This window comes from Pseudoalteromonas sp. NCIMB 1079 (assembly GCF_040567695.1).
In the GTDB taxonomy this organism is placed as follows: Bacteria; Pseudomonadota; Gammaproteobacteria; order Enterobacterales; family Alteromonadaceae; genus Pseudoalteromonas; species Pseudoalteromonas distincta.
On the sequence record NZ_JBEWZA010000001.1, the window covers coordinates 309,527 to 330,591 of the forward strand.

The following is a 21,065-nucleotide window of genomic DNA, read 5'->3' on the forward strand; positions in this document are numbered from 1 at the left end:
TCATGAATAATCCAGTAATTGTAGATTGTATCCGCACACCAATGGGTCGCTCTAAAAGTGGTGTATTCAAACATAAACGTGCAGAAGACTTAAGCGCACATTTAATGAAAGGCTTACTAGATCGCAACCCAGCAGTTGATCCAGCATCAATTGACGATATTTATTGGGGTTGTGTACAGCAAACATTAGAGCAAGGCTTTAACGTAGCGCGTAACGCATCATTGCTTGCCGGTATTCCGCACAGCGTTCCTGCTGTTACGGTTAACCGTTTATGTGGCTCTTCTATGCAAGCATTGCATGACGCAGCACGCGCAATAATGACAGGCGCTGGCGACACTTACCTAATTGGTGGTGTTGAGCACATGGGTCACGTACCTATGACTCACGGCAACGACTTTCACCCAGGCTTAGCAACATCAATTGCACAAGCGTCTGGCTCTATGGGCTTAACAGCAGAATACCTTGCAACGCTTCATGGCATTAGCCGTGAGCAACAAGATGAATTTGCTTACCGTTCACATCAACGTGCACAAGCTGCAACTGTTGAGGGCCGTTTTCGTCGCGAAATTTTAGCAATGGAAGGTCACGCAGCAGATGGTTCGCTTATCTTAGTTGAAGACGACGAAGTAATTCGCCCAGAAACAACAGTAGAAGGTCTATCAAAGCTTCGCCCTGTATTTAATCCTGCATCGGGTACGGTAACAGCCGGTACGTCTTCAGCACTTTCTGACGGCGCATCTGCAATGTTAGTAATGAGCGAAGAAAAAGCAAAAGAACTTGGTTTACCAATTCGTGCGCGTATTAAAGCAATGGCAGTCGCTGGTTGCGATCCATCAATTATGGGTTACGGCCCAGTACCAGCAAGTAAAAAAGCACTTGCTCAAGCCGGTATTACAATTGATGACATAGGCGTAGTAGAACTTAACGAAGCCTTTGCAGCACAATCATTACCTGTAATGAAAGATTTAGGGTTAATGGATGTTGTTGACGAAAAAGTGAATTTAAATGGCGGCGCAATCGCACTTGGTCACCCACTGGGTTGTTCGGGTTCGCGTATTAGCACATCGCTTATTCACTTAATGGAAGACAAAAATGTACGATACGGTTTAGCAACTATGTGTATTGGTTTAGGCCAAGGCATTGCAACTGTATTTGAACGTGTTCAAGACTAATTAGTTTAAACATGTAAAACCATCTTGGTGATTAAAAAGGCGAACTGATTTTATTCAGTTCGCCTTTTTTATTAGCTTCATTTATAAAAACGTCCCTTTATCAAACAAGCATGTAACAGCGTAATTATGTGATCGGGCGTATTATTAAATAACGTGTTTTGCAGCAATAATGTTTCAAATGAAATGGGCATATTAAGATAAGTAAAATAGTTAAATTACGCTTAAAATTGCGTTAAACTGCCAAACTTATTAATTGCTATACCTAAGCACTCGCGTACACAGCAAACACTTTAATTAAACAGGCCAATTTATTATGAGCTTTGATAATCCCGATCACCAATTAGATGCCATAGGCCTTCGCTGCCCAGAGCCAGTAATGATGGTACGTGCTGCTATTCGTAAAATGAACGATGGTGAAACGTTATTAATAACTGCTGATGACCCATCAACCACTCGCGACATTCCGAGCTTTTGTACGTTTATGGATCACACGCTGGTGGCTAAAGATGCAGAAGCAGCACCGTATAGATATCTGGTGAAGAAAGGGCTTTAAACTCACGTAGGTTGGGTTGAGTTTTACGAAACCCAACGTATTTAATAACCACCAAAATCGTTTTGTTCGCCACACATGTTGGGTTTCGCTTCACTCTACCCAAACTACGAAACCCCCTTGGTGTTAATGCTGAATAAATCCTACAACGTCCTTGTCACAAGTCCATCAACCCACTAGGGCTATTAAATAGCTAAAAATCACTTCTTCGTTATCGTCACTTGTGGCTTATCGTAGTCACTGTAATCAATACTTACTATGTACGTACCTTTTATTGCTGGTGTGAAACTAAAGTAGTTATAAATAGTATTACAGTCTGCGATAGCTGGCTGGCCGAGTGTTAGTTTTTGCCCTGCTGGTTGTGCGTCGCTGTAGCCACAGTTGTAGCCTTCACTAAAATCGGCATCGGCTATTTTAAATTCGTACACTTTACCTGGCGTACTAAATTTAACTTGTGTTTGATAAAGCGCAGGGCCAACTGGCGCAAACTGATACTGGGGTTCTGCATCCCACAGTGTAAAGTCGCCACGTAAGTAAATTGTGCGGTCAAGCTCTTGCTGTGGCAATACATCGTTAATCGAAATTTGGCTTGTACAGGCAGTAAGTAAACCAGCAATTGCTAAGGTTAAAATTCGTTTCATAGAAATCATCAATGGGTATCCTTTGCATACAGTGAAAACTAAAAAGCCAGCAAAACGCTGGCTTTTAAAATTGCTAATCGGTGTTATTTTTGTAAAACAGAAATATCTGCAATACCTAAAAACAATCCGCTTAACTGGCTTAATAGCGCAAGACGATTTTGCTTAACAGCTTCATCGTCGGCCATAACCATTACGTTGTCAAAAAAGTTATCAACACTTTCACGAATACCCGCCAATTGGCTTAATGCTTCTTGGTAGTTTCCATCTGCGTAAAGTGGTGCAAGGTCAGTGGCAAATTTTGCTACTTGTGATGCCAATACTTTTTCGGCGTCGTCGCTTAATAAGCTCTCATCAACACTACCTTGGCTGGTAATATCGTTTTTAGCCAGAATGTTACCTACACGCTTATTAGCTGCTGCAAGCGCTTCTGCGGCGTCTAACGTACGGAAATGGCTCACGGCTTTAACTCGACGGTCAAAATCAACAGGCTTCGTTGGACGGCGCGCAAGTACCGCTTGAATTACATCTACCTCAATGCCTTCATCTTGATACCAAGCACGGAAACGCCCTAGCATAAATTCGAATACATCGGTTGATACATTTAGGTTAGTCAGCTTTTCACCAAACAAGGTTTGTGATTTAGCAACCAGGTCTAAAATATCAAGTGGTAGCTGCTTTTCTACCATGATACGTAATGCACCAATGGCCGCACGACGAAGTGCAAATGGGTCTTTATCACCTTTTGGTGCTTGGCCTATACCAAAAATACCCACCAGCGTGTCAAACTTATCTGCAATAGCCACTGCACAGCTGATCAAACTCGTTGGTAAGTTATCACCTGCAAAACGTGGCATATATTGCTCGTTCTGTGCCACTGCGACTTCTTCTGCTTCACCATCGTGACGAGCGTAATGCATTCCCATTACACCTTGTACGTCGGTAAATTCCATTACCATTTCGGTCATTAAGTCTGTTTTACTTAATAAGCCTGCACGCGCTGCTAGCTCTTTGTCGGCACCAAGTTGCTCTGCAATGTAACCAGCTAGTTCACTAATACGCTGTGACTTGTCTTTAAGCGTACCAAGTTGCTTTTGAAACAATACGCTGTCTAGCGACTCAAGTCGGCTTTCTAATGTTTTCTTTTTATCGGTTTCAAAGAAGAACTGTGCATCGGCTAAACGCGGACGCACTACTTTTTCGTTACCAGAAATAACCACACTTGGATCTTTACTTTCGATGTTAGATACAAACAAAAACTTATTTAAAAGTTTGCCGTTTTGATCTAATAACGGGAAATATTTTTGATCGTCTTTCATGGTGTAAATTAACGCTTCGGCTGGTACATCTAAAAATGCTTCTTCAAATGTTGCCGTTAAAGTAACTGGCCACTCTACAAGTGATGTTACTTCTTCTAGTAAATCTTCATCCATTGCAACAACAGCGTTAACTGCGCTTGCAGCCTCTTCTATTTGTGCTCGAATTTGCGCTTTACGTTGCTCGTAATCAGCAATAACGTAAGCAGATTTAAGTACGTCAAACACATCATCAGCATGGTTAATGCTAATTTTTTCTGGGTGATGAAAACGATGACCCTGAAGCTGGTTAGCTATTTGCTTACCAAGAATTTCGCCTTCTAGTAGCTCATCACCAAATAAAATAGTTACTGTATGCACAGGGCGAATAAATTGTGTTTTATTCGCGCCCCAACGCATTGGTTTAGGGATTGGTAATTTACTTAATGCTTTTGTGATTGCATCTGTCATTAGGGTTTTAGTTTCTTGCCCTGCTACTTTAGCAATGTGCAATAACCAAGCGCCTTTATTGGTTTCAAGTGTTTGTGCGTCTTTTACTTCAATACCACAACCACGTGCCCAACCCATTGCTGCTTTTGTTGGGTTACCTTCACTGTCAAACGCTGCCTTTGTTGCTGGGCCACGCTTTTCAACTTCTTTGTCTTGTTGCTTAGCTTCAAGCGCTTTTACTTGTAAACCCAAACGACGAGGCGATGCATACCAGCTTACGCCTTGGTGTGCTAATTCTAATGTTTCTAGCTCTTGAGTTAAGTTTGCAGCAAAGGCTTCTGCTAATTTACGCAATGCTTTTGGTGGTAACTCTTCTGTGCCAATTTCTACTAATAAATTTTGTGCTGACATTTTACTTATCCTTACACAGCGGGAAACCAAGCGCTTCACGTTTGTCATAGTAACTTTGTGCACACGCTTTTGATAACGCACGAACGCGTAAAATATAACGCTGACGTTCGGTTACCGAAATTGCGTGGCGTGCGTCTAGTAAGTTAAATGCGTGCGATGCTTTCATTACTTGCTCGTATGCAGGTAGTGGTAAGTTAGCTTCAATTAACTTTTGGCTTTCTGCTTCACACTTATCAAACTGTGCAAATAAGTCTTCTACGTTTGCATGTTCAAAATTATAAGTAGATTGCTCTACTTCATTTTGATGGAACACGTCGCCGTAGGTTACACGCCCTAGTGGACCGTCTGCCCATACTAGGTCGTAAATGCTATCTACGCCTTGAATGTACATTGCTAAACGCTCTAGGCCGTAAGTAATTTCGCCTGTTACTGGTGAGCACTCTAAGCCACCCACTTGTTGAAAGTAGGTAAACTGCGTTACTTCCATGCCGTTTAACCAAATTTCCCATCCCAAGCCCCATGCGCCTAGCGTAGGTGATTCCCAGTTATCTTCTACAAAGCGAACTTCATGGGTAAGGGTATCAATACCCATTGCCGCTAATGAGCCTAAGTAAAGCTCTTGGATGTTATCTGGCGATGGCTTTAAAACTACTTGGAATTGGTAGTAATGTTGTAGGCGATTTGGGTTTTCACCATAGCGGCCATCCGTAGGACGACGACACGGCTGAACGTACGCGCTCGACATTGGCTCTGGACCAATAGACTTTAAAAATGTTTGCGGGTGAAATGTCCCGGCGCCCACTTCCATATCAAGTGGTTGAATAATGACACAGCCTTGCTGCGCCCAATAATCCTGTAAAGCCAGGATCAAACCTTGAAAGGTTTTTACGTCATATTTTTGCATATTTGGCTTTTTACTATCTAAGAAGTAGCGTGAAAATTACCCTTAGTATACCGTGTGTACACTCAGGTTTTAAGCAGTTTGTGTAATTGAAAAAATAAAAAAGGAGCCATTAGGCTTAATGCCAGTCAGTTAAGCTGACTGGCATCTTTCTTTTTATGGGGATACTTAGATGGTTTTGGCTTAACCCATCGGGGATATCTTCTATCCTCTCGTCTAGCTGGAAGCTTAAATAAGACCAGTGTATCGAGTAAGTGCTGCCAGTGTATTGGAATGTTCCCTGGGCTCATTATAGATACTGACGAGAAATACTGAATGACAGCCATCGAACTGCTAGAGAAACTAAGCTGGTTAGGCCATATCCCTGTGACTGTCGCTGCCATCGTCATTATTCTTCGTATTAAATTATAGGCCAGTAACACGCCCCATAGCTCCTGACGCACCATGTCTGGACGCTTACTTCTTAAATGGTATGCGCTATCAAGCATGGTTTGTTTGATTTCTCTAAACCCAAGTTCTATCTCCCAACGATGACAATATAATTCAACAATTTCATTACCTGGATAACGCAATCTATCCGTCATCGAGGTTAATATACGGTAGCTTTTGCCCTTTATTGTTTTACTGATTAATCTCGCTTTAATCGTTTCAGGAACATCGGGAAAGTTTTTTTGTGCATGCTTTGTGGTTTTCAATTCAATGATATGGTCATTTTTACCCGCGCTGGAGATGATTTCATACTGTAAGTCGGGCCTTGCTGGTATCAGCCAGTGCCTCATCTTCCCAGTTTGGTGCCAACGATTTAACAGGCTTAAAGAATAATATCCTTTATCAAACATAGTCAGTGAATTATCTGGTGTACGTTCAATTAAACGCTCAGCTAATTTCATCTCGTTGGTTTTATAGTTATCAAACTCGCTACTGAGCAGTTGATGGCTGGTCAATTCCATATGACAGACCCTGCGTATTTGAGGAAAGGCTGTATCACCGTATTGGTTGCTACCTGAAGAGAAGGCTTTACGATTATCAGGCGTGTCGGCTGTTCGCCACACAACACCGTCAACAGCTAATAGGTTCAAACCATTCCATGTTTCGAATGACTGTTGCTTATACATTGATTGAGCAGATTTATTGAAAACGTGTTTAACGGAATCATCACCTAACCTTTGTCTCGCCTGTACCATCGCACTTGGAGCAACGAGTGGGTTCTTGCCTGGTAACATGATATCTAGCTTATTAGCGATATTCCAAACCGATTCTTTTCGAAACAATGCCATGCCAATAACTGACCACAAAACGCCCTCAAGCGGTAACCTTCGCTTACGAACGGTTGCAATCCCAGCTTGTTGAAAGCCTTGTTCAATGATTTCAGGGTCAATAATTTCTGATAATTTTTCAAAGGTATGGTATCGGCTGCTTTCTTCAAGTGTTGCTTGCAGTGCTTGTTCTATATTCACAAAAAAAATCCGTAGTTAGTTTCCTAACTACGGATTTTGCATGATCGTTTGGATCGGTCAACCGGTCATTTTCTTAACTGATCGGCATTAGCCATAAGGCTCCTTTTTCGGTGTAAGTAATATTTTTACACGTCTAGATTAACTACGCGTAGAGCGTTAGTTTCGATAAACTCTCTACGAGGCTCTACTTGATCACCCATTAAGGTGGCAAATAATTGATCCGCGCCAACAGCATCTTCAATCGTTACTTGTAACATACGACGAGCACTAGGATCCATTGTTGTTTCCCAAAGCTGGCTTGGGTTCATTTCACCCAGTCCTTTATAGCGTTGAATGTAGATCCCGCGCTTAGATTCTGTGATCAACCATTCCAAAGCATCCACAAAGTTATCAACAGGTTTTGTTTTCTCACCACGTTGAATATAAGCACCTTCTTTTAGGATGTTTGCAATGTTAGTACCAGTCACAGCAATGCGTTGGTAGTCACGTGATGCAATAAAGTCATAATGAAGTACATGTGCTTTATCAACACCGTGCTGACGAATATTCACAACCGGGTAATACATATTACGCTCAGCGTCAAACTCTGTGCCTGCATGGAAAATAGTTGCATCTTCATCACGTGCAATCAGGTCATCAACTAACTCTTTTGTCCAAGCAATTACTTTAGCTTCGTCAGAAAGGTCATCAGTTTTCAACTCTGTTTGGTAGATTAAGCGCTCCATTACCGTGTTAGGATATTTACGCTTTAAACGCTCAATAACTTTAACTGTATTTTGGTAATCGTGAACGACTTTCTCAAGCGCTTCACCTTCTAGCGCAGAAGCATCTGCACTTGGATATAAAGCAGCATTATTAAGTGCAAGCGACGTTAAGTATTCTACTAATGCAGGATCATCTTTAATATAACGCTCTTGCTTACCTTTTTTCACTTTATAAAGTGGTGGTTGAGCAATATAAATATAACCGCGTTCTACAATTTCAGGCATTTGACGATAGAAGAATGTTAGTAGTAACGTACGAATGTGAGAACCATCCACGTCCGCATCGGTCATGATGATGATACGGTGATAACGTAATTTCTCAGGGTTATATTCGTCACGACCAATACCACACCCTAATGCAGTAATTAGTGTTGCTACTTCTTGCGAAGATAACATTTTATCAAAACGTGCTTTTTCTACGTTTAATATTTTACCTTTAAGCGGAAGAATAGCTTGGTTTTTACGGTTACGTCCCTGCTTGGCTGATCCGCCAGCAGAGTCCCCTTCCACTATATATAGTTCAGATTGTGCTGGGTCTTTTTCTTGGCAATCAGCTAGCTTACCTGGTAAGCCTGCTAAGTCCATTGCACCTTTACGTCGTGTCATTTCACGGGCTTTACGCGCCGCTTCACGTGCACGTGAGGCATCAATAATCTTACCTACAACAATTTTGGCATCAGTTGGATTTTCTAATAAAAACTCAGTGAATTTTTCAGCCATTGCTTGCTCAACCGCAGATTTAACTTCACTTGATACTAGCTTGTCTTTAGTTTGCGATGAGAACTTAGGATCAGGAACTTTAACACTAACAACAGCCGTTAAGCCTTCACGGGCATCATCACCGGTAGCATTGCTGGTTGTTTTAGCTTTTTTGTTAAAGCCTTCTTTTTCCATGTAGTTATTAAGTGTACGTGTTAGCGCTGATCTAAAACCGGCTAAGTGAGTACCACCATCACGTTGTGGAATATTATTTGTGAAACAGTAAATGTTTTCTTGGTATGCATCATTCCACTGCATTGATACTTCAACACTAATACCATCTTCTTCACGTTCGTGAGTAAAATGGAACACACCTTTATGTATAGGTGTTTTATTACGGTTTAAGTATTCTACGAAAGCTTGAATACCGCCTTCATATTTAAAGTGGTCAGATTTATTTTCTTCACGCTCATCATTTAAGATGATGCTCACACCTGAGTTTAGGAATGAAAGCTCGCGTAAACGCTTAGCTAAAATGTCGTAATGAAAATCTAAATTTGTGAATGTTTCAGCGCTTGGCCAAAAACGTAATTCTGTACCAGTTGTTTCTGAGTCACCAATTACAGCTAAAGGTGCATCTGGAACACCCATAGTATAAAACTGCTCATGAAGCTTACCTTCACGACGAACAGTCAGTTTTAGTTTTTCTGAAAGTGCATTTACAACAGAAACACCAACACCATGTAAGCCACCCGATACTTTATAAGAGTTATCATCAAACTTACCACCGGCATGAAGTACCGTCATAATAACTTCGGCTGCAGATACGCCTTCTTCTTCATGGATAGAAGTTGGGATACCACGACCGTTATCTCGAACTGAGACAGAACCGTCTAAGTGAATCGTTACATAAATATCATCACAATGACCTGCTAAGGCTTCATCGATCGAGTTATCAACGACCTCAAACACCATGTGGTGTAAGCCTGTGCCATCATCGGTGTCCCCAATATACATTCCAGGACGCTTTCTTACTGCGTCTAATCCTTTAAGTACTTTAATACTCGACGAGTCATAATTCTCAGACATGGTTAATCCCACTTATCTTGTTATTAGGTTGCCATGTTTCACGTGGAACATTTGTAGTTCTCGTTGCATGGGTTCCACCACAGCAGAAATACTTTCAGATAAAATTGAAGAGATAAAAATTTGAGAACTGCAGTGAGCAAGTAATTGTCCCACTTTCTCTTTTGTATCTTCGCCTAATTCTGAAGGTAGATCATCTATTAGCAATATAGATTGCTTATCTGTCTCTGACTCAATTAAGCTATTTTGCGTAACTTTCAACGCATACAATAATAGCTTCAATTGACCGCGTGAGAATGTATTCTCCACACTGTTGCCAACGACACTAAAACTAAAATCGGCCTTATGAGGGCCTTTACTTGTAAACCCTTGGCGAGCATCTCGCTCAAAGTTTTGCTCTAACGCATCTGCAAGAGATTCAGTCTCTTTCCAGCCTGCGCTAAAGGTCATTTCTAAATCACGTACAAGCGTCAATTCTGCACACATTTTATCAAAAAATTGCTGCTTAAACCTACTTATATACGCCAATCTTAATTTATTTATTTCTTCAGCCAGTCTAACAAATTCTTTGTCCCAAAACTTAATTTGGTCAAAATAATTCTTGGGCTTAGTTTTTAATAATGCATTACGTTGTTTAAGTACTTTATTAAATGATTGCCACAAAAAAAAGAACTCATGTTCCACGTGGAACAAACCTAAATCTAAAAACTTTCTGCGCTCTTTAGGTCCACCAAAAAACAAAGAATAACTCTCTGGTGTAATAATTTGTACAGGCATAAGTTGAGCTAGTTCTGATATCTTACGGCTCGCCTTACCTTGAATTTTTAAATTGGTCTCACCCGTTTGCGTTTTACTAATACCAATTGGAATTGATAAATCGTGTATTGTTTTACGCCCGTGAATTACAAATTGCTCTTGCTGGTGCGCAATAATACTTTTGTGTTTTGGAGTACGAAAAGATTTGCCATGAGAAAGGTAATATATAGCCTCTAAAAGGCTGGTTTTTCCGCTGCCATTTTCACCATAAATTATATTAACGCCGTTGACTGGTTCTAGCGTCAGCGCCTCAATATTACGAAAATATTTGAGGCTCAAATGACTTAAGCTCATTATGTATTTATAGTCTTATAAACGCATAGGCATAACAACGTACATTGCTTCTTCATCGCCTGCACCTTCAATTAATGCACTGCTGTTTGAGTCGGCTAATGTAAATAGTACGTCTTCTGTTTTTAATGTGTTTAGTACATCTAATACGTAAGACACGTTGAATCCTATTTCTAGGTCCGCGCCTTCGTAACTTACTTCAACAACTTCTTCAGCTTGTTCTTGCTCTGGGTTATTGGCAGTAATTTTTAATAAACCGTTTGATAGGTTTAAGCGTACACCACGAAATTTTTCATTCGATAAAATAGACACTCGTTGAAACGCATTTCGTAACCATTCTCGGTTAGCTGTAATTACTTTGTCGCCACCACGTGGTAATACACGACGGTAATCAGGAAAGCGTCCATCAACTAGCTTACTTGTAAATGTAAACTCAATATCAATAATACGGATATGGTTAGCACCAAACTGAATTGTTACCAATTCGTCGTCAGCTACCATAAGGCGCATAATTTCTTGCACACCTTTGCGAGGTATAATTAATTGACGTTGAGTGTTAAGCGATTGCGTTAATTGCTTTTGTGCAATAGCTAAACGGTGACCATCTGTTGCTACTGTTTTTATGTCTGTATTATCTACTTCAAAAGACATACCGTTTAAGTAATAACGTACGTCTTGATTCGCCATCGAAAAATGCGTGCTTTCAAGTAACTTACGAAGTTCTAAACGAGTTAGTTGAAATTCAACCTCACCATCCCACTGCTCTAAATTAGGAAAATCATCAGCTGATAAAGTCGTTAATGAAAAACGGCTTTTACCACTGGTTAAAAGTAATTGGTGCTCTTGCAAGCTTAAAGTAATGTCTGAACCGTCTGGTAGACTTTTACAAATATCGAGTAACTTTTTAGCGGGTAACGTTAGTTTTGTATCGGCAATATCATCACCTACAAATACGCCAGAAACTAATTCAATTTCAAGGTCAGTACCCGTCATTGAAAGTTGTCCGTTTTCTACCACTAACAAAACGTTAGATAAGATTGGTAGCGTGTGTTTGCGCTCTATTGCACCCGACACTTGCACCAATGGCTTTAAAAATTGTTGTCTTGATATTGTTATTTGCATAATAAAGTCAGCCCTAAGATGACAATGTTCTTATTAAGTTTTGGTAATCTTCTTTAATTTCGTGGCTTTCGTCACGTAGTGATTTTATCTTACGACATGCGTGTAATACGGTCGTATGATCGCGTCCACCAAATGCGTCACCAATCTCAGGTAAGCTGTGATTAGTTAATTCTTTAGATAATGCCATGGCAACTTGGCGTGGCCTTGCTATAGAGCGGCTGCGGCGCTTAGACAATAGATCTGACACTCGAATTCGGTAGTACTCAGCAACGGTGCGCTGAATATTATCTATCGTAACCAGCTTATCTTGCAAGGCAAGTAAATCGCGTAGTGCTTCTTTTACAAAATCAATCGAAATTGGACGACCTGTAAAATTAGCATTAGCAATTACACGGTTAAGTGCGCCTTCTAGCTCACGTACATTTGAACGTAATTTTTTGGCGATAAAAAAGGCAACTTCATGTGGTAAGTTAATCTTACTTTGCTGTGCTTTTTTCATCAAAATAGCAACGCGAGTTTCAAGCTCTGGTGGCTCAATCGCGATTGTTAATCCCCAACCAAAACGTGATTTAAGACGGTCTTCGACCCCTTCAATCTCTTTTGGATAACGGTCAGAGGTTAAAATAATTTGTTGGTTGCCTTCAAGTAATGCATTAAAGGTATGAAAAAACTCTTCTTGTGAACGCTCTTTATTAGCAAAAAATTGAATATCATCAATCATTAATGCGTCAACACTGCGGTAATAGCGCTTAAATTCTTCTATCGCATTATTTTGCAGTGCCTTTACCATATCTTGAACAAAGCGTTCTGAATGCATGTAAACAATTTTAGCATCTGGCTTGTTTGCCATAATGCCGTTACCTACTGCATGTAATAAGTGAGTTTTACCTAAACCAGTACCACCGTAAATAAATACAGGGTTAAAAGCAGAGCCAGGATTATCGGCAACTTGAGTGGCCGCTGCTTTTGCTAATTGGTTTGACTTACCCTCAACAAAGCTGTCAAAGGTATAGTTTTCTTTAATGTTAGATTTGTAACCTGACTTAGGTGCAGGTTCAACAACAGGCTTTTGCTCACGAGGCTGTTGTTTTGTAGAAGCTTGTGGTGCTGATTGTGTTTCTATAACCGGTGCAGCTTGTGCATTTAATAAAGGCTTACTACCTACATCAAAACGTAGCTTTGGTGCTTCAACACCACAAATTTCTACTAATAATTCGTTAATTCTATTTAGGTACTTTTCTCTTACCCAATCAAGCACAAAGCGATTAGGTGCATAAATCGTCAAGGTATCTTCGGTACTTTCTGCTTGTAGTGGTCTTACCCACATACTGAATTGCTGCGAAGGCAGCTCATCTTGCAATACATATAAACAACTTTGCCAAACCGACAGATACACAGTTAAACTCCCAGAGATATAATTTTTATTCCCGCACATCATTAATGATTATAAATCATACATTTATTGCGTTCAAATGGTCCAATAAGCGACCCAAGACCGCGTATTATGAAGGCACTTTATCCACAAGTAAAAGATTGATTTTTATAAAATTGTTGATATCGATGTATAAAATCATTAACAACCTGATTTAAAACAGTTTTTATTTTAGATCCGAAGAGGAGATCATAACAAAATAACACCAAGATCGCGAACCAAATTTACGATCCAATTTTCTTTTCCCCCGCTTTTATTCACTTTTTATACAGGGGCTGTGGAAAACTTCTTATTTATGATGATCCTATCAGATCGCTCTACATGATCTCTTTATGGACCATAAGTAGGCTATATACTGCGAACGTAATTATGATTGACTTTACGTTACTTACTCTATAATATCTCGCGCTCGCAATGGCACCTATGCCAGGATCGCGACCTGTATAGGATGTTTTAACTTTAACCGATCGGATGAGATTGTTATGAAAAGAACTTTTCAACCTAGCGTTTTAAAACGCAAACGTGCACACGGCTTCCGTGCTCGCATGGCAACTGTAAATGGCCGTAAAGTATTAGCACGTCGCCGCGCTAAAGGCCGCAAAGTTCTTTCTGCTTAATTTATAAGTGGAAGACTTTAGCTTTGGCAGGGAGTTACGTCTGTTAACTCCCTCGCATTACTCTCGCATATTTAATGAACCCGCTCGGGCTGCAACTCCTTTCTTTACTCTATTAGCTAAACCAAATGACCAAGAAAAACCTCGGTTAGGTCTTACTGTTGCTAAAAAACGCGTAAAAAAGGCATGCCAACGAAACCGTATTAAACGTCTCGCTCGCGAAAGTTTTCGTTTAAATCAACACAGCATCGATAATATTGATATTGTGCTTATGGTGAAAAGTGGTATTGATGAACAGTCTAATGAAGAATTAACCAAACAACTTACTAAATTATGGCGAAAAATTAACGAACGCTGTAAACCAGGTGCACCTAAACCGCCACCTTTTAAGAAACGCCCAAACAAATCAGCTAAATCTAATAAACAAACCTAATTGCAATAGAATTGCAGGGTTAATTAATGTATCTTTAGCTCACCTTTTAATCATGCATTTAAAATTTCTAATTGAGTCTTTAAATACATGATATCTATCTCACTAAACTTAAGTAGGGGCATAAACATCATGAGGTTAATTAAACCACTTGTTGCTTTTCCTAAGATTTGTTTAGTGTTATTTATCCGCGGTTATCAAAAGTGGATTAGCCCGCTGTTAGGTCCGCATTGTCGTTTTAATCCAAGCTGCTCACATTATGCAATTCAAGCAATTAATTTGCATGGATTTATAAAAGGTAGTTGGTTAGCTTTAAAACGCATATTAAAATGCCATCCTTTACATTCAGGTGGAGACGACCCCGTACCTGAAAAATTAACCCATATTAACCACCAACACGAGAAATAAGAGCTGTTATGGAATCGCAACGCACGTTTTTATTAATTGGCCTAATGCTAGTGTCGTTTTTATTGTTCCAAGAATGGGATAATGATTACAACAAGCCTAAAGCCGATCCAAGTGCCACAACACAAACACTACAAGCAAATTCACCAGAGTCGGATGATTATATTCCTTCATCGTCAGATTCAGGTTTACCCGCTTCAGCAACTTTAGCTAAACGTTCAGTTATTGAAATCACAACTGACGTTTTTAAAGTTAAAATTGACACCAAAGGCGGTGACATTGTTGAAACAGACCTTCTTCAATACGAAGAAACTAAAGGAAGTGAAACACCTTATATGCTTCTTGGTCAGCTTGATAGTGGCAAACAATACTTTTCACAAAGTGGCTTAATTGGCTTAAATGGCCCTGACGCATCAGCTAACGGTCGCCCTACTTATAGTACCGAACAAAAATCATATACCTTAACGGGTGATGAGCTTCGCGTTCCACTTCAGTTTACTGATAGTAATGGTGTTAGTTTTACTAAAACGTATGTATTCAAAAAAGGTCAGTATGACGTAGGCTTAGAATACAAAATCAACAATACTACCAGCGCACCTCTTCAAGTACAGCTATACACGCAAATTAAGCGTACCGTACAAGAAAAAGGTAGCATGGTTGATCAAAACTATTTAGGTGCTGCATACGGTACTGACGAAGAACCATATGAAAAGTATAGTTTTTCAGATGTGGCTGATAAAAACCTAAACAAAAACACGCAAGGTGGTTATGTTGCATTTATACAACATTACTTTGTAAGTGCTTGGGTTCCAATGCAGGATCAAACAAATACAATTTATAGCTTAATTACAAAAAGTAATGCCGCTATTATTGGTGCTAAAGATCCCGCTGTAAATATTCAAGCTGGTAGTGAGCAAACACTAACTGCTACTTATTATATGGGTCCGAAAGAGTCAGATATTCTTGAAGCGATTCACCCAGACTTAGACTTAACTGTAGATTACGGTTGGTTATGGTTTATTTCGCAACCTTTATTCGTATTGCTAAAATGGCTACATAGCATTTTAGGTAACTGGGGTGTAGCAATTATTGCCATCACTATTATCGTTAAATCGTTAATGTACCCACTTACTAAAGCGCAATACACTTCAATGGCAAAAATGCGTGCGCTACAGCCTAAAATGGCAGCTCTTAAAGAAAAGTTTGGTGATGACCGTCAAAAGTTCGGCCAAGCAACTATGGAAATGTACAAAAAAGAAAAAGTTAACCCAATGGGTGGCTGTTTCCCTATTTTACTTCAAATGCCGATTTTCTTAGCCTTGTTCTACGTATTCTTAGAGTCTACTGAACTTCGCCATGCTGAATTTATTTTTTGGTTAACTGACCTTTCTGCACAAGACCCGTACTACGTATTACCAATCTTATTTGGTGCGAGTATGTTTGTGACGCAAAAACTACAGCCTATGACGGTAACTGATCCAATGCAGCAAAAAATGATGACCTTTATGCCGGTTATCTTCTCTGTATTTTTCTTATGGTTCCCGTCGGGTTTAGTTCTTTACTGGTTAGTGTCTAACCTTATTTCTATTGTCCAGATGTTAATCATCTACCGTGGCATGGAAAAGAAAGGAATTAAAGTAAGAGGCTAGCGCCTATACCCAAGCCACATCAAGATGCAAAATTCAGCGTTTCACAGGGGCTTAAGATCAAGGCGTTACTTTGCAAGAATGGCAGTCCCTTTTAAAAAGTAACAACGATGAAATTAAGTACCTGTGAAACGCCCAAAGGGTTGGTTTAAAAGCGATTTATACTGCGTTATTGATTTTAACAATAGAACCACTATTATTCTCAATCAATGCCTTGCCTAAATAGCTTTTAACTCCAACTGAAACTCGCATCTTGAGATGGCTTGGGTATATTACTTATATAAAGGCGACTTCGGTCTAATGCCAGTCAGTTAAGCTGACTGACATTTTTCTTTTTATGGGGATACTTAGATGGTTTTGGCTTAACCCATCGGGGATATCTTCTATCCTCTCGTCTAGCTGGAAGCTTAAATAAGACCAGTGTATCGAGTAAGTGCTGCCAGTGTATTGGAATGTTCCCTGGGCTCATTATAGATACTGACGAGAAATACTGAATGACAGCCATCGAACTGCTAGAGAAACTAAGCTGGTTAGGCCATATCCCTGTAACTGTCGCCGCCATCGTCATTATTCTTCGTATTAAATTATAGGCGAGTAACACGCCCCATAGCTCCTGACGCACCATGTCTGGACGCTTGCTTCTTAAATGGTATGCGCTATCAAGCATGGTTTGTTTGATTTCTCTAAACCCAAGTTCTATCTCCCAACGATGACAATATAATTCAACAATTTCATTACCTGGATAACGTAATCTATCCGTCATCGAGGTTAATATACGGTAGCTTTTGCCCTTTATTGTTTTACTGATTAATCTCGCTTTAATCGTTTCAGGAACATCGGGAAAGTTTTTTTGTGCATGCTTTGTTGTTTTCAATTCAATGATATGGTCATTTTTACCCGCGCTGGAGATGATTTCATACTGTAAGTCGGGCCTTGCTGGTATCAACCAGTGCCTCATCTCCCCAGTTTGGTGCCAACGGTTTAACAGGCCTAAAGAATAATATCCTTTATCAAACATAGTCAGTGAATTATCTGGTGTACGTTCAATTAAACGCTCAGCTAATTTCATCTCGTTGGTTTTATAGTTATCAAACTCGCTACTGAGCAGTTGATGGCTGGTCAATTCCATATGACAGACCATGCGTATTTGAGGAAAGGCTGTATCACCGTATTGGTTGCTACCTGAAGAGAAGGCTTTACGATTATCAGGCGTGTCGGCTGTTCGCCACACAACACCGTCAACAGCTAATAGGTTCAAACCATTCCATGTTTCGAATGACTGTTGCTTATACATTGATTGAGCAGATTTATTGAAAACGTGTTTAACGGAATCATCACCTAACCTTTGTCTCGCCTGTACCATCGCACTTGGAGCAACGAGTTGGTTCTTGCCAGGTAACATGATATCTAGCTTATTAGCGATATTCCAAACCGATTCTTTTCGAAACAATGCCATGCCAATAACTGACCACAAAACGGCCTCAAGCGGTAACCTTCGCTTACGAACGGTTGCAATCCCTGCTTGTTGAAAACCTTGTTCAATGATTTCAGGGTCAAGAATTTCTGATAATTTTTCAAAGGTATGGTATCGGCTGCTTTCTTCAAGTGTTGCTTGCAGTGCTTGTTCTATATTCACAAAAAAAATCCGTAGTTAGTTTCCTAACTACGGATTTTGCATGATCGTTTGGATCGGTCAACCGGTCATTTTCTTAACTGATCGGCATTAGACTTCGGTCGCCTTTTTTATTGCCTGTTTTTCACCAGAGTATTCGCGAGTGTTTATTTCATAGGTTACAATACCGCCATAAAGTTACTCATCGTTGGCAAATTAATAGCATGATCAATCAAGATACAATTGCAGCACAAGCAACTGCCCCCGGACGTGGTGGTGTTGGTATTATTCGCGTTTCAGGTAGCCTTGCTAAAAGTGTCGCCGAAAAAGTAGTAGGTAAAATTCCTAAAGTTCGTTACGCCGATTACGTGCCATTTAAAAGCCTAGCTGGCGAGCAGCTTGACCAAGGTATTGCCATTTACTTTGCAGGTCCTAACTCATTTACTGGTGAAGACGTACTTGAATTACAAGGCCACGGCGGTCCTGTAGTACTTGATATGCTACTTAAAGAAATTAGTAAAATAGAGGGCGTTCGTTTAGCAAAGCCTGGTGAGTTTTCTGAGCGCGCATTTATGAATGACAAGCTTGATTTAACGCAAGCAGAGGCCATCGCCGACTTAATTAATGCTACGAGCGAACAAGCTGCCAAAAGCGCCCTACAGTCTCTCCAAGGTGAATTTTCTAAACACATAGAAACGCTTGTAGAAAAAGTAATTCATTTACGTATGTATGTAGAAGCGGCAATAGATTTTCCTGATGAAGAAATTGATTTTTTATCAGACGGTAAAGTGTCAGGCGACTTAGACGCTATTATTACTCAGCTTAACACTGTAACCAACCAAGCCAAGCAAGGCAGCATCATGCGCGAAGGTATGCGTGTTGTTATTGCTGGTCGCCCAAATGCCGGTAAATCAAGCCTACTAAACGCCCTAGCCGGTCGTGAAGCTGCAATCGTAACAGAAATAGCCGGTACCACTCGCGACGTACTACGAGAGCATATACATATAGATGGTATGCCACTGCATATTATAGATACCGCAGGCCTACGAGAGAGCCCTGACCGCGTAGAACAAATAGGTATTGAACGGGCGTGGGATGAAATAAACCAAGCCGATCGCGTTTTATTTATGCTTGATGGCACTGACACTATAGATACTGACCCGCATAAAATTTGGCCTGAATTTATGGCCAAATTACCAGAAGGTATGGGGGTTACGGTCATCAGAAATAAAGCTGATTTATCGGGTGATATAGTCGGAATGGAGCAAGAGCAACAATACCCGGTCATCAGCTTAAGTGCTAAAAATGCTGACGGTATTGAGCTTGTTCGCGAGCATTTAAAAGCCTGTATAGGCTTTCAAGGCGCAACAGAGGGTGGCTTTATGGCGCGCCGTCGTCATTTGGATGCGCTAGAGAGTGCTGCGTATCATTTAGAAACAGGTAAAACACAATTAGAAATGCACATTGCTGGTGAAATATTGGCTGAAGAACTGCGTTTAACACAGCAGTATTTAAACGAAATAACCGGTGAATTTACCTCAGACGACTTACTTGGCAAGATATTTAGCTCATTTTGTATTGGTAAATAACAAGGTAAACTAAAGGAAACAAACATCCAACTTAAGTTAAAAAACCTAATTTATTCATACATTTAATAACTTTTTTATCTTTCAATAGTTTCCTTTAGTTTCATAATATGGGTCTTGAACGGCCCACCTACTTCTTTGATGTGGGCCATTATTGGTCCACCAAAGAGGAAGTTATTATGAAATTAACTATCGAGAAAAAGTCACCTGATAGCACAGGCCGCCAACAACTACTGTTAACCAGAAATTATGGTTCTTACCTAAACGAAAACGGCAAACGAGTTAAACGCCGTAAAAGACAATCAATGGACTTGTTCATTTATGCCAACCCTAAAGACAAGTTCCAACGTGACCACAATAAAAAGACCTTAGATATTTCAGAAAAGATAAGAGCGCAAGCAATTGTCGATTTAGCTAACAACAAGCATCACTTTGAAGACTCAGAAAAACAGCAAGAAAGCTTTTATAACTACATGCAGCAAATAATTAATGACAAAGAGCACACTGATAGCCCATCAAACGTATCGCTATGGGAATCATCGTTAATGCATCTAAAGAGATATTGTGAAGGAAATCCGCTGTCATTTGCTGATTTTGATGCTGATGTATTACTTGGGTTCAGAACATACCTAATAAAACATGCACGCACAAAATCAGATAAGCTACTTTCTTCAAATACTACATCATGCTATTTCAATAAAGTGAGAGCGGCTTTAAACAAAGCATTTCACGAAGGCATTATTCGCCGAAATCCTGTAAACGAAGTAAAAAGCATCAAGATAGAACAAAACCCTCGTAATTACTTAGAAGAGGAAGAAGTAACAGCTCTTTATAGAACAGAGTGCCGATATGATGTACTCAAAAGAGCATTTTTATTCAGTTGCCTTACAGGTATGCGTTGGAGCGATATTCAAAAACTAACGTGGGATCGAATAGCTTTAAAAGAGCAACGCGCGACGTTCAGACATACGAAAACAAAACACCTACAATACCTTGACTTACCCGATGATGCGATCAGCTTATTAGGTTCGCAAGGAGAAGCCCATGAACGTGTTTTTAAAGGCTTAAGATACTCAAGCTATACAAACGTAGCCCTAACCCAATGGATGCTCAGAGCAGGAATTACAAAGCACATAACCTTTCACTGTGGAAGACACTCGTTCGCAGTCCGTATGTTAACTAATGATATCGATATCTACACGGTATCAAAGCTACTAGGCCACTCAGAGTTGAAAACAACACAAATTTACTCAGATATAGTCGAGCGTAAGCGAAAAGAGGCGATGACCACCCTACCTAGTCTATTTCAATAAAGGATATTAGGGTGGGAAATATGGGAAACTGGGAAAATATAATAAAAACATATAAATATAAATTTATTTACCTTCCCTCTTTCCCGCATTATTTGAAAAGCCAGTCGTATCCAGGAGGTGTGAAAGCGTCGAGTGCTTGCCACTCAGAGCGCCGCATACCTCTTGGATAACCTTCACTACGCAGAGAAAAGCCAGTCAAGCTAGAAATCGCCCGAAGGGTTGCGAAGCAAGGGGGCCCCGCTTGCGGGGTTCCGATTTATTGCTTTACAGGATTTGAAAGAAGTGGTTCCGGCCCTAATGTTGATTTTTCATTTCTACTTAAAAAATCAGAAATCATTTATTGTGGTAATGCATCGTATATAGAGTTCCATTTAT

At 40.1% G+C, this 21,065-nt stretch carries 17 protein-coding genes; 8 read left to right on the forward strand and 9 right to left on the reverse strand.

The window, feature by feature from the left end; genetic code table 11:
• Nucleotides 1-2: 2 nt before the first annotated feature.
• Both fadA and tusA read left to right on the forward strand, forming a co-directional pair.
• Nucleotides 3-1,172 carry an acetyl-CoA C-acyltransferase FadA gene (gene fadA, locus ABX891_RS01460; RefSeq protein WP_354628763.1) on the forward strand — a complete coding sequence of 390 codons (1,170 nt, stop codon included), beginning with the start codon at nt 3-5 and terminating at the stop codon, nt 1,170-1,172.
• Between the two features lie 313 nt (nt 1,173-1,485).
• Nucleotides 1,486-1,725: a sulfurtransferase TusA gene (gene tusA / locus ABX891_RS01465; RefSeq protein ID WP_354628764.1), complete on the forward strand. Its 240-nt coding sequence runs from the start codon at nt 1,486-1,488 to the stop codon at nt 1,723-1,725.
• A 197-nt stretch (nt 1,726-1,922) separates the two neighbouring features.
• Here the strand turns inward: tusA and ABX891_RS01470 are convergent, their stop codons facing one another.
• From ABX891_RS01470 to dnaA, 8 genes are all read right to left on the reverse strand, one after another.
• Nucleotides 1,923-2,372: an early set domain-containing protein gene (locus ABX891_RS01470; RefSeq protein WP_138489861.1), complete on the reverse strand. Its 450-nt coding sequence runs from the start codon at nt 2,370-2,372 to the stop codon at nt 1,923-1,925.
• A gap of 74 nt (nt 2,373-2,446) precedes the next feature.
• A complete protein-coding gene (glyS, locus tag ABX891_RS01475; RefSeq protein WP_354628765.1) occupies nt 2,447-4,516 on the reverse strand; it encodes a glycine--tRNA ligase subunit beta in 2,070 nt (689 codons plus the stop codon).
• 1 nt (nt 4,517) lies between these two features.
• The gene (gene glyQ, locus ABX891_RS01480; RefSeq protein ID WP_004335201.1) at nt 4,518-5,420 is read right to left on the reverse strand and encodes a glycine--tRNA ligase subunit alpha; all 903 of its coding nucleotides are present in this window, start codon (nt 5,418-5,420) and stop codon (nt 4,518-4,520) included.
• 125 nt (nt 5,421-5,545) lie between these two features.
• Nucleotides 5,546-6,874 carry an IS4 family transposase gene (locus tag ABX891_RS01485; protein ID WP_502936038.1) on the reverse strand — a complete coding sequence of 443 codons (1,329 nt, stop codon included), beginning with the start codon at nt 6,872-6,874 and terminating at the stop codon, nt 5,546-5,548.
• Between the two features lie 125 nt (nt 6,875-6,999).
• Nucleotides 7,000-9,426 carry a DNA topoisomerase (ATP-hydrolyzing) subunit B gene (gyrB, locus tag ABX891_RS01490; RefSeq protein ID WP_024597183.1) on the reverse strand — a complete coding sequence of 809 codons (2,427 nt, stop codon included), beginning with the start codon at nt 9,424-9,426 and terminating at the stop codon, nt 7,000-7,002.
• 12 nt (nt 9,427-9,438) lie between these two features.
• Nucleotides 9,439-10,533: a DNA replication/repair protein RecF gene (gene recF, locus ABX891_RS01495; protein WP_182195786.1), complete on the reverse strand. Its 1,095-nt coding sequence runs from the start codon at nt 10,531-10,533 to the stop codon at nt 9,439-9,441.
• 15 nt (nt 10,534-10,548) lie between these two features.
• The gene (gene dnaN / locus ABX891_RS01500; RefSeq protein WP_004335206.1) at nt 10,549-11,652 is read right to left on the reverse strand and encodes a DNA polymerase III subunit beta; all 1,104 of its coding nucleotides are present in this window, start codon (nt 11,650-11,652) and stop codon (nt 10,549-10,551) included.
• Between the two features lie 13 nt (nt 11,653-11,665).
• Nucleotides 11,666-13,048: a chromosomal replication initiator protein DnaA gene (dnaA, locus tag ABX891_RS01505; protein WP_004335207.1), complete on the reverse strand. Its 1,383-nt coding sequence runs from the start codon at nt 13,046-13,048 to the stop codon at nt 11,666-11,668.
• A 518-nt stretch (nt 13,049-13,566) separates the two neighbouring features.
• Here dnaA and rpmH point away from each other — a divergent pair.
• From rpmH to yidC, 4 genes are all read left to right on the forward strand, one after another.
• Nucleotides 13,567-13,701, forward strand: coding sequence for a 50S ribosomal protein L34 (gene rpmH / locus ABX891_RS01510; RefSeq protein WP_004335215.1), 135 nt, complete (start codon nt 13,567-13,569; stop codon nt 13,699-13,701).
• Nucleotides 13,702-13,708: 7 nt separating this feature from the next.
• On the forward strand, nt 13,709-14,131 hold the full coding sequence (gene rnpA, locus ABX891_RS01515) for a ribonuclease P protein component (protein ID WP_004335217.1): 423 nt from the start codon (nt 13,709-13,711) through the stop codon (nt 14,129-14,131).
• Between the two features lie 129 nt (nt 14,132-14,260).
• Nucleotides 14,261-14,536 (forward strand): membrane protein insertion efficiency factor YidD, encoded by a 276-nt coding sequence (yidD, locus tag ABX891_RS01520; protein WP_004335219.1) that lies wholly within the window; start codon nt 14,261-14,263, stop codon nt 14,534-14,536.
• Nucleotides 14,537-14,544: 8 nt separating this feature from the next.
• Nucleotides 14,545-16,182: a membrane protein insertase YidC gene (gene yidC / locus ABX891_RS01525; RefSeq protein WP_354628766.1), complete on the forward strand. Its 1,638-nt coding sequence runs from the start codon at nt 14,545-14,547 to the stop codon at nt 16,180-16,182.
• A gap of 304 nt (nt 16,183-16,486) precedes the next feature.
• On the opposite strand, the gene ABX891_RS01530 is transcribed toward yidC, so the two are convergent.
• Nucleotides 16,487-17,815 (reverse strand): IS4 family transposase, encoded by a 1,329-nt coding sequence (locus tag ABX891_RS01530; RefSeq protein WP_502936039.1) that lies wholly within the window; start codon nt 17,813-17,815, stop codon nt 16,487-16,489.
• A 200-nt stretch (nt 17,816-18,015) separates the two neighbouring features.
• Between ABX891_RS01530 and mnmE the strand changes: the two genes are divergently transcribed.
• Nucleotides 18,016-19,380, forward strand: coding sequence for a tRNA uridine-5-carboxymethylaminomethyl(34) synthesis GTPase MnmE (gene mnmE, locus ABX891_RS01535; RefSeq protein ID WP_007584209.1), 1,365 nt, complete (start codon nt 18,016-18,018; stop codon nt 19,378-19,380).
• Nucleotides 19,381-19,556: 176 nt separating this feature from the next.
• Complete coding sequence (locus ABX891_RS01540) at nt 19,557-20,690, forward strand: tyrosine-type recombinase/integrase (RefSeq protein ID WP_248474694.1); 1,134 nt, start codon at nt 19,557-19,559, stop codon at nt 20,688-20,690.
• The last annotated feature ends 375 nt before the right edge of the window (nt 20,691-21,065 follow it).

Coding starts and splice junctions, on each gene's coding strand:
- fadA (WP_354628763.1), top strand. CDS start 3: ATGAATAATCCAGTAATTGTAGATTGTATCCGCACACCAATGGGTCGC.
- tusA (WP_354628764.1), top strand. CDS start 1,486: ATGAGCTTTGATAATCCCGATCACCAATTAGATGCCATAGGCCTTCGC.
- ABX891_RS01470 (WP_138489861.1), bottom strand. CDS start 2,372: ATGATTTCTATGAAACGAATTTTAACCTTAGCAATTGCTGGTTTACTT.
- glyS (WP_354628765.1), bottom strand. CDS start 4,516: ATGTCAGCACAAAATTTATTAGTAGAAATTGGCACAGAAGAGTTACCA.
- glyQ (WP_004335201.1), bottom strand. CDS start 5,420: ATGCAAAAATATGACGTAAAAACCTTTCAAGGTTTGATCCTGGCTTTA.
- gyrB (WP_024597183.1), bottom strand. CDS start 9,426: ATGTCTGAGAATTATGACTCGTCGAGTATTAAAGTACTTAAAGGATTA.
- recF (WP_182195786.1), bottom strand. CDS start 10,533: ATGAGCTTAAGTCATTTGAGCCTCAAATATTTTCGTAATATTGAGGCG.
- dnaN (WP_004335206.1), bottom strand. CDS start 11,652: ATGCAAATAACAATATCAAGACAACAATTTTTAAAGCCATTGGTGCAA.
- rpmH (WP_004335215.1), top strand. CDS start 13,567: ATGAAAAGAACTTTTCAACCTAGCGTTTTAAAACGCAAACGTGCACAC.
- yidD (WP_004335219.1), top strand. CDS start 14,261: ATGAGGTTAATTAAACCACTTGTTGCTTTTCCTAAGATTTGTTTAGTG.
- yidC (WP_354628766.1), top strand. CDS start 14,545: ATGGAATCGCAACGCACGTTTTTATTAATTGGCCTAATGCTAGTGTCG.
- mnmE (WP_007584209.1), top strand. CDS start 18,016: ATGATCAATCAAGATACAATTGCAGCACAAGCAACTGCCCCCGGACGT.
- ABX891_RS01540 (WP_248474694.1), top strand. CDS start 19,557: ATGAAATTAACTATCGAGAAAAAGTCACCTGATAGCACAGGCCGCCAA.